Source organism: uncultured Nevskia sp. (assembly GCF_903885465.1).
GTDB lineage: Bacteria > Pseudomonadota > Gammaproteobacteria > Nevskiales > Nevskiaceae > Nevskia.
Map to the genome: position 1 here is coordinate 1 of NZ_CAISIQ010000115.1, position 6319 is coordinate 6319.

General features: G+C 66.7%; 7 protein-coding genes. 1 reads left to right on the plus strand and 6 read right to left on the minus strand.

The genetic code is table 11. The features are described 5' to 3' along the window. The 6 genes from QZY06_RS04240 to ccmA form a co-directional block, all read right to left on the minus strand. The coding region (locus tag QZY06_RS04240; RefSeq protein WP_295680612.1) for a thioesterase family protein at positions 1-635 on the minus strand (635 nt) is incomplete at its 3' end. After that, entirely contained in the window at positions 632-2245 is a 1614-nt protein-coding gene (locus tag QZY06_RS04245; protein WP_295680614.1) for a DHA2 family efflux MFS transporter permease subunit, read from the minus strand. The genes QZY06_RS04245 and QZY06_RS04240, both read right to left, overlap by 4 nt. Further along, entirely contained in the window at positions 2242-3075 is an 834-nt protein-coding gene (locus QZY06_RS04250; RefSeq protein WP_295680617.1) for an HlyD family secretion protein, read from the minus strand. Before QZY06_RS04250 ends, QZY06_RS04245 begins: the two co-directional genes overlap by 4 nt. A 171-nt stretch (positions 3076-3246) precedes the next feature. Beyond that, positions 3247-3975, minus strand: coding sequence for a cyclic nucleotide-binding domain-containing protein (locus QZY06_RS04255; RefSeq protein ID WP_295680619.1), 729 nt, complete (start codon positions 3973-3975; stop codon positions 3247-3249). A gap of 36 nt (positions 3976-4011) precedes the next feature. Continuing rightward, complete coding sequence (gene ccmB / locus QZY06_RS04260; protein WP_295680621.1) at positions 4012-4677, minus strand: heme exporter protein CcmB; 666 nt, start codon at positions 4675-4677, stop codon at positions 4012-4014. Continuing rightward, entirely contained in the window at positions 4674-5267 is a 594-nt protein-coding gene (gene ccmA, locus QZY06_RS04265) for a heme ABC exporter ATP-binding protein CcmA (RefSeq protein ID WP_295680623.1), read from the minus strand. Before ccmA ends, ccmB begins: the two co-directional genes overlap by 4 nt. 122 nt (positions 5268-5389) lie before the next feature. On the opposite strand from ccmA, the gene folD reads away from it, so the two are divergent. Then, positions 5390-6247 (plus strand): bifunctional methylenetetrahydrofolate dehydrogenase/methenyltetrahydrofolate cyclohydrolase FolD, encoded by an 858-nt coding sequence (gene folD / locus QZY06_RS04270; protein WP_367275562.1) that lies wholly within the window; start codon positions 5390-5392, stop codon positions 6245-6247. Positions 6248-6319: the final 72 nt, after the last annotated feature.

The window sequence follows — 6319 nt, forward strand, 5'->3', positions numbered from 1 at the left end:
CGCAGAGCCGGGCCAGCCTCGTGCTCAATCCGCTGATCACCGGGGTGCTGCTGAACTATCGGTTCTGAGGCAGACGCAAGATCCGCCTTCTGGTCTGCTTTCTGGGCAGCACGCGCCTCGTCGAGGCTGCGCGACCAGGTCTGCACCCAGGCCGGCAATATCGGCGACTCGATGCCGAGGTAGCCGCAACTGGCGATCACATCGGCGATCGGCATCGCGCCGGTGCCGCGCTTCCAGAACAGGCCGCGATTGACCAGCAGCAGCACCAGATCGCCGTTGGCCTTGACCAGGCGATGTTCGAAGTAGCCCCACTTGGCATCCCAGCCCAGCACCCGTGATTCGATCGTGAAGCGCTCGAACACCCGCAGCGGTTTCAGGTAGCGCACCGAGATATCGCCGATCACCGGAATGAAGCGCTGCCGGTACGCCTGCTGCAGCGCGCCGATCCGCCACAACCAGTCGATGCGGCCGAAGTCGATATACGTCATCAGCCGGCCGTTGTTGACATGCAGGTTCAGGTCCAGATCGTTCGGCAGCGCGCAGCTGCGCACGCGCTGGACGGCGAAGACATTGCGGCTGCGACGGCCAAGCGTCTGTGTCAGGAAGATCCACAGCAGACGGAAGATCAGGCTCATTTCGAAGCTCCGGTCGGTGACATCGCGAGGGGATCGAGCTGCGGCTTGTTGGCCAGCAGCAACAGGAACAGTGCGGCGATGACCAGGCCGGACAGCAGCAGGAAGACGTTGTTGAACGCGATCACCGCGGCTTCGCGCTCGACCAGCGCGCCGGCCAGCCGTGCCGCGATCCGTGCGCTCTGCCCGCTCACCACCTCGCCGAACGCATCAGGCGCGATGCGGCCAGCGGCAGAGAGCGCGTCCTGCACCGGCACGCGGGCAATGTCGAGACTGGCGTGCAGCCCCTGCTCGTTGAGGCTGCGGAAGTGGCGCAGCGCAATCTGGATGCCGGCAATGCCGAAAGCGCCACCGAGATTGCGCATCAGGTTGAACAGGCCGCTGCCGCTTTTCAGCAGCTCGTCCGGCAAGGTGCCGAGCGCGATCCGCGTCGCCGGCACCAGGCAGAAGGTAAAGCCGTGGCCGCGCACCAGCTGCGGCAGCAGGAAGGCGTCGAAACCGGAACCGGCCGTCAACGAAGCATCGAGCCAGTTGCCGAGCGCGACCATCGCCAGCCCCCAGGCCATCATCCAGCGCGAGTCGAGCTTGTGCTGCAACCGGCCCGCGAGCGGCGCCGACAGGAACATGGTGATGCCGGACAGCATGGTGATCTGGCCGATCTGCAGGCTGTCGTAACCACGCACATGGCCGAGGAAGGTCGGGATCAGGAACACGACGCCGTAGAGCATCGTGCCGACCACGAAGGAGATCGCGCAGCCGACCGAGAAATTGCGATTGGCGAGACAGCGCAGATCGACAATCGGCTCGGCAGCAATGCGCGCTCGGGCCGCGAACAGCAGCGCGCCAGCGATGCTGACGATCGTGAAGCCGGTGATCAGCGCATCGTCGAACCAATCGCGATGCATGCCTTCCTCGAGCACGAACTGCAGGCTGCCGAGCGCCAGTGCCAGGCCGATCAGCCCCGGCAGATCGACGCTCCGCAGCAGCGCCGGCTGCGGCTTATCAATATCGACGCAGCGCCAGACGATGCTCGCCACCAGTACACCGGGCAGCAGGTTGATCAGGAACAGCCAGTGCCAGGACAGCACCGAGGTGACATAGCCGCCGGTGCCGGCACCCACCGCCGGCGCCAGCAGCGACACCATGCCGATCAGCACATAGGGCGTGGCCCTGCGTGATTCCGGAAACATCAGGAATAGTGCCGCCATCGTCGTCGGGATCAGGCCGCCGGCGAGGAAGCCCTGGATCGCCCGGAAGACGATCATCGACGGCAGATTCCAGGCCATCGCGCAGGCCAGGCTGGCGACTGTGAAGCCGAGTGCGCAGGCGGCGAAGTAGACCCGCGTCGAGAACGCGCGCGACAGGAAGGCCGACAGCGGAATGCCGATCACTTCTGCGATCAGGTAACTGGTCTGCACCCAGCCGATCTCGTCGAGGCTTGCAGACAGCCCGGCGCGAATCTCGTTGACCGAACTGGCGACGATCTGCACATCGAGAATGGCGATGAAGTTGCCGAACAGCATTGCCGTGAAACCGATCCAGGCGCGCGCCGCCGGGCTGATGCTGAAGCTGCGGATATTTCGATGCTGCAGGGGCAGCGCGATCGCGCTCATGGCTGCGCCACCGTGTCGATGCCGACTTTCGCCGACAGCCCCGGCCGCAGCACGACATCGGCCGCCGCCAGTTCATCGAGCGCAATCCGCACGCTGACCCGCTGAACCACGCGAGTGAAGTTGCCGCTGGCGTTCTCGGCCGGCAGCAGCGCGAATTCCGAGCCGGCGGCCGGCGCAAGGCTTTCGACCTTGCCGTGCAACAGCTGGCCCGGCAGCGCGTCGAGCCGCACCGTCGCCCTCTGCCCGACCGCCAGATGCCGCAACTGGGTTTCCTTGAAATTCGCTTCGACCCAAGGCTGATCGACCGCGACCAGCGACATCAGTCGCTGGCCCGGTGCAATGCGGGCACCAGCCATCGCCACGGGGTCACCGACCACACCGTCATGCGGTGCCAGCACCTGGGTGGAATCGAGATCGTGACGAGCAAGATTCTCCTGGGCCAGCGCCGCGCTGAGGCGAGCCAGCAAGCCCTGCCGCTCGGCATCGAGCAACTGGCGATCACCGCTGCCGAGCGTACGCTGACGAGCGTTGACGGCGAGTGCCGCCTCGGCCTGAACGACGTTGGCGTGCGCGGTATCGAGGCGCAGCTGGTAATCGAGCGGATCGAGTTCCAGCAGCAGGTCACCGGCCGCCACCGTCTGGTTGGCACTGACATGGACGCCGCGGACCGCGCCGCCAACCCGCGCCGAGACCGAGGTGATGTCGGCACGTAGATAGGCGTTGTCGGTGCTTTCCGTCGTGCTGCCCGGCAGATACCAGGCTGTCCCCGCGCTGATGCCGGCCAGCAGCAGCACGCCTGCGTAACCCATCATCCCGAACTTTCTGTTCATGCCATTTCCCCTGATTTCCACGTTGCCAGCACGGGCTTTTGCCCTGTGCAACTAGGAAAACGGAATGGCTGCGCTGCAACAACGGCGACTTGCGGGGCGGCTCGCAAAATCCGGCTTCAACTGCAGAGCCCTGCTGCGACCCCTGTCACAGGAAAGCCGTTCGGGGCGGTTTCAGGGCTCCAGTTCGGCCTGCGACGGCGCCGGCTGATCGAGCAGCACGATGGTCTGGCCACGCAGTTCCAGACGGCCGGCAATCGCCAGGTCACGAATGATGGTGCCGGCCAGTTCACGCGAGCAGCCAGCCAGCTTGCCGAGATCCTGACGGGTGATGCGCAGTGCCTGCCCGCCCGGCACCCGCTTGCCGCCGCCATCGGCAACGACTGCCGACAAGGCTTGCCAGACTCTTTCGGCCGCATGCAAGGCAGGCATTTCGGCGAGGCGGCGATTGGTGGTCCGCAGCCGGCTGGCGAGCTGGCCGGCCAGCTCCAGCCAGAAGCTCGGATGACGTTCGGTCAGCCGCAGAAACTCGTCGTAGGGGATTTCCAGCAGGGTGGCGTCGGCCGCGACATCGATGCGCGCGCTGCGCGCCTGGACGCCGGGCAGCATGCCCATCTCGCCGAAGAAATCGCCCGGACAGAAATAAGCCAGCAGCAGGTCCTGACCTTGCGAACCGGTGTGGCGCACGGCGCACAGGCCGCTGACCAGCAGATACAGACAGGTAGGCCGCGCGCCGGCTTCGATGACCACGCGGTGGCGCGCCAGCTGCCGGTTGCGGGAGATCGCCAGTAGCGAGGGATAACCGGGATCGCGACACAGGCGATCGAGGCTGGGCGTGCTCAGTGAAGCTGCCTTGCCGGTGCGCGGTGGTTTGGTGTCGCGCCCCGAAGCCTGATCTGCCATGGCCGTTCTCCCCTGTCGATCTCTAGTCGCCCGGGCCTACCCTAACGCGTTGCGAACCGCGCCCGCCGCAGCCACCGGCAGCAAAGTGAGACTCAATGCCAGCAGCGCGCCGAGGAAATACAGCGGTGCTTCCGGCGATAGCCCGGCGGCCGCAGCCCGCACCGCGCCGCCGCCGAAGATCACGGCCGGCGTCATCAGCGGCAGCACCAGGATCGGCAGCAGCAGGCCAGCGCGCGGCGCGCCGACAGTCAGCGCCGCCGCGAATCCACCGGTGAATACCAAGGTCGGCGTGCCGAGCAGCAGGCTTAAGCCCAGCACGCCAACCGCTGCGGAATCCATGCCAAGGCCGTAGCCGATCAGCGGTGAAGCGACCACCAGCGGCGCGGCCGTCAGCAGCCATTGCGCGGCGAGTTTCGCCGCCAGCAGCATCGCCAGCGGCGTGTCGACGATCAGCATCTGCTCCAGCGTGCCGTCATCGAGATCGCTGCGGAACAGACGCTCGACGCCGAGCAGCGCCGACAGCAGCGCACCGACCCAGACGATCGCCGGCGCAAAGGTTTTCAGCGCCGGATCGTCAGGCGCGATGCCGAGCGGAAACAGCAGCGCGACGATGCCGTAGAACACCAGCGGCTGTACCCACTCGGCAGGCCGGCGCAGCGCGATGCTCAGCTCGCGGCGGAAGACGGCCGACACGGCGCTCATGCGTCCAGACTCAAGCTACGCAAGCTCGGCAGATCGCCCGGCAGCGGTTGATGGCTGGTGACGATCGCAGCACCACCGCCATCGACATGCGCTTTCAGCAGGCCGGCGAACAGCGCCAGCCCCTGCACATCGAGCCCGGCCAGCGGCTCGTCGAGTAGCCACCAGGGCCGAGGGGCGGCGACCAGGCGAGCCAGCGCGGCGCGACGCTTCTGGCCAGTCGATAGCTGGCCGCTGGGCCGGTTGGCGTGCCGCGCATTGAGGCCGACGGCATCCATCGCGGCTTTCGGATCAGTCAACTTCAAGCCATTCAGCCCGGCCCAGAAGTCGAGATTCTCGAGCGCCGACAGCACCGGATTGAGCGCGTTCTTGTGGCCGATCCAGTGCCGCTGGGATTGCTCCACGCCGGCTTCGATGGTGCCGGCCTCGGCACGCCGCAGGCCGCTGAGCACTTCGAGCAGCGAGGTCTTGCCGGCGCCATTGCGGCCGAGCAGATGCAGCACCTCGCCCGGCGCCAGGTGGAAGCTGAGCCCATCGATGACGGTGCGGTCACCGCGCGTGACGACGAGCTGTCGGACCTGCAGGCTGGGCATTGACGCGAGGCTGGGAAGTGAACACGGAAGTCGTCGCGAAAGTTTACGTGAAGGCCTCATCGCCGATGCTGGCTGCTCACATGAGACAATTCCCGCCTTCCCCGGCGAGAGCGAATCCAGGCGTGACGGCACAGTTGATTGACGGCAAAGCCGTTGCGGCACAGGTTCATGAACGCGTGCGTTTAGCCGTGGTGGAGTGGCTTGCGGCAGGACATCGGGCGCCAGCGCTGGCCACGGTGCTGGTCGGCGCCGATCCGGCCTCGGAAATCTATGTCCGCAACAAGCGCCTGACCTGCGAGAAGGTCGGCATCCGCTCGCTGCCGAACCATCTCGACGCCGACATCAGCGAGGCCGATCTGCTCGCCGTGATCGACGGCCTCAACGCCGACGATGCCATCGACGGCATCCTGGTCCAGTTGCCGCTGCCGAAGCACATCAATGCCGACAAGGTCATCGAACGCATCCGGCCGGACAAGGATGTCGACGGCTTTCATCCCTACAACTTCGGCCGTCTCGCGCAGAAGACGCCGACCTTGCGGCCGTGCACGCCGTTCGGCTGCGTCGAACTGCTGAAGTCCACCGGCGTGCCGCTCGCCGGCCTGCGCGCGCTGGTAATCGGCCAGTCGAACATCGTCGGCCGGCCGATGGCGCTGGAACTGCTGCTGCTCGGCTGCACGGTGACCGTCGCCCACAGCCGCACCCGCGATCTGCCCGAGGAAGTCGGCCGCGCCGAGATCCTCGTGGTTGGCACCGGCATCCCGGAGATGATCAAGGGCGAGTGGGTGCGGCCGGGCGCGATCGTCATCGACGTCGGCATCAACCGCCTGCCCAGCGGCAAGCTCTGCGGCGATGTCGAGTTCGCGACGGCGCGCGAGCGGGCCGCGTTCATCACCCCAGTGCCGGGCGGCGTGGGGCCGATGACCGTGGCGATGCTGATGGAGAACACGCTGGTCGCAGCCCGCAACCGCGCGGGCGGCTGACCAGCCGATCGCTAGCCTCTGGCGGCTTTCGCCGTGCGGCCTTTCGGCAAACGGCCGAAATCCGGGAAGGCG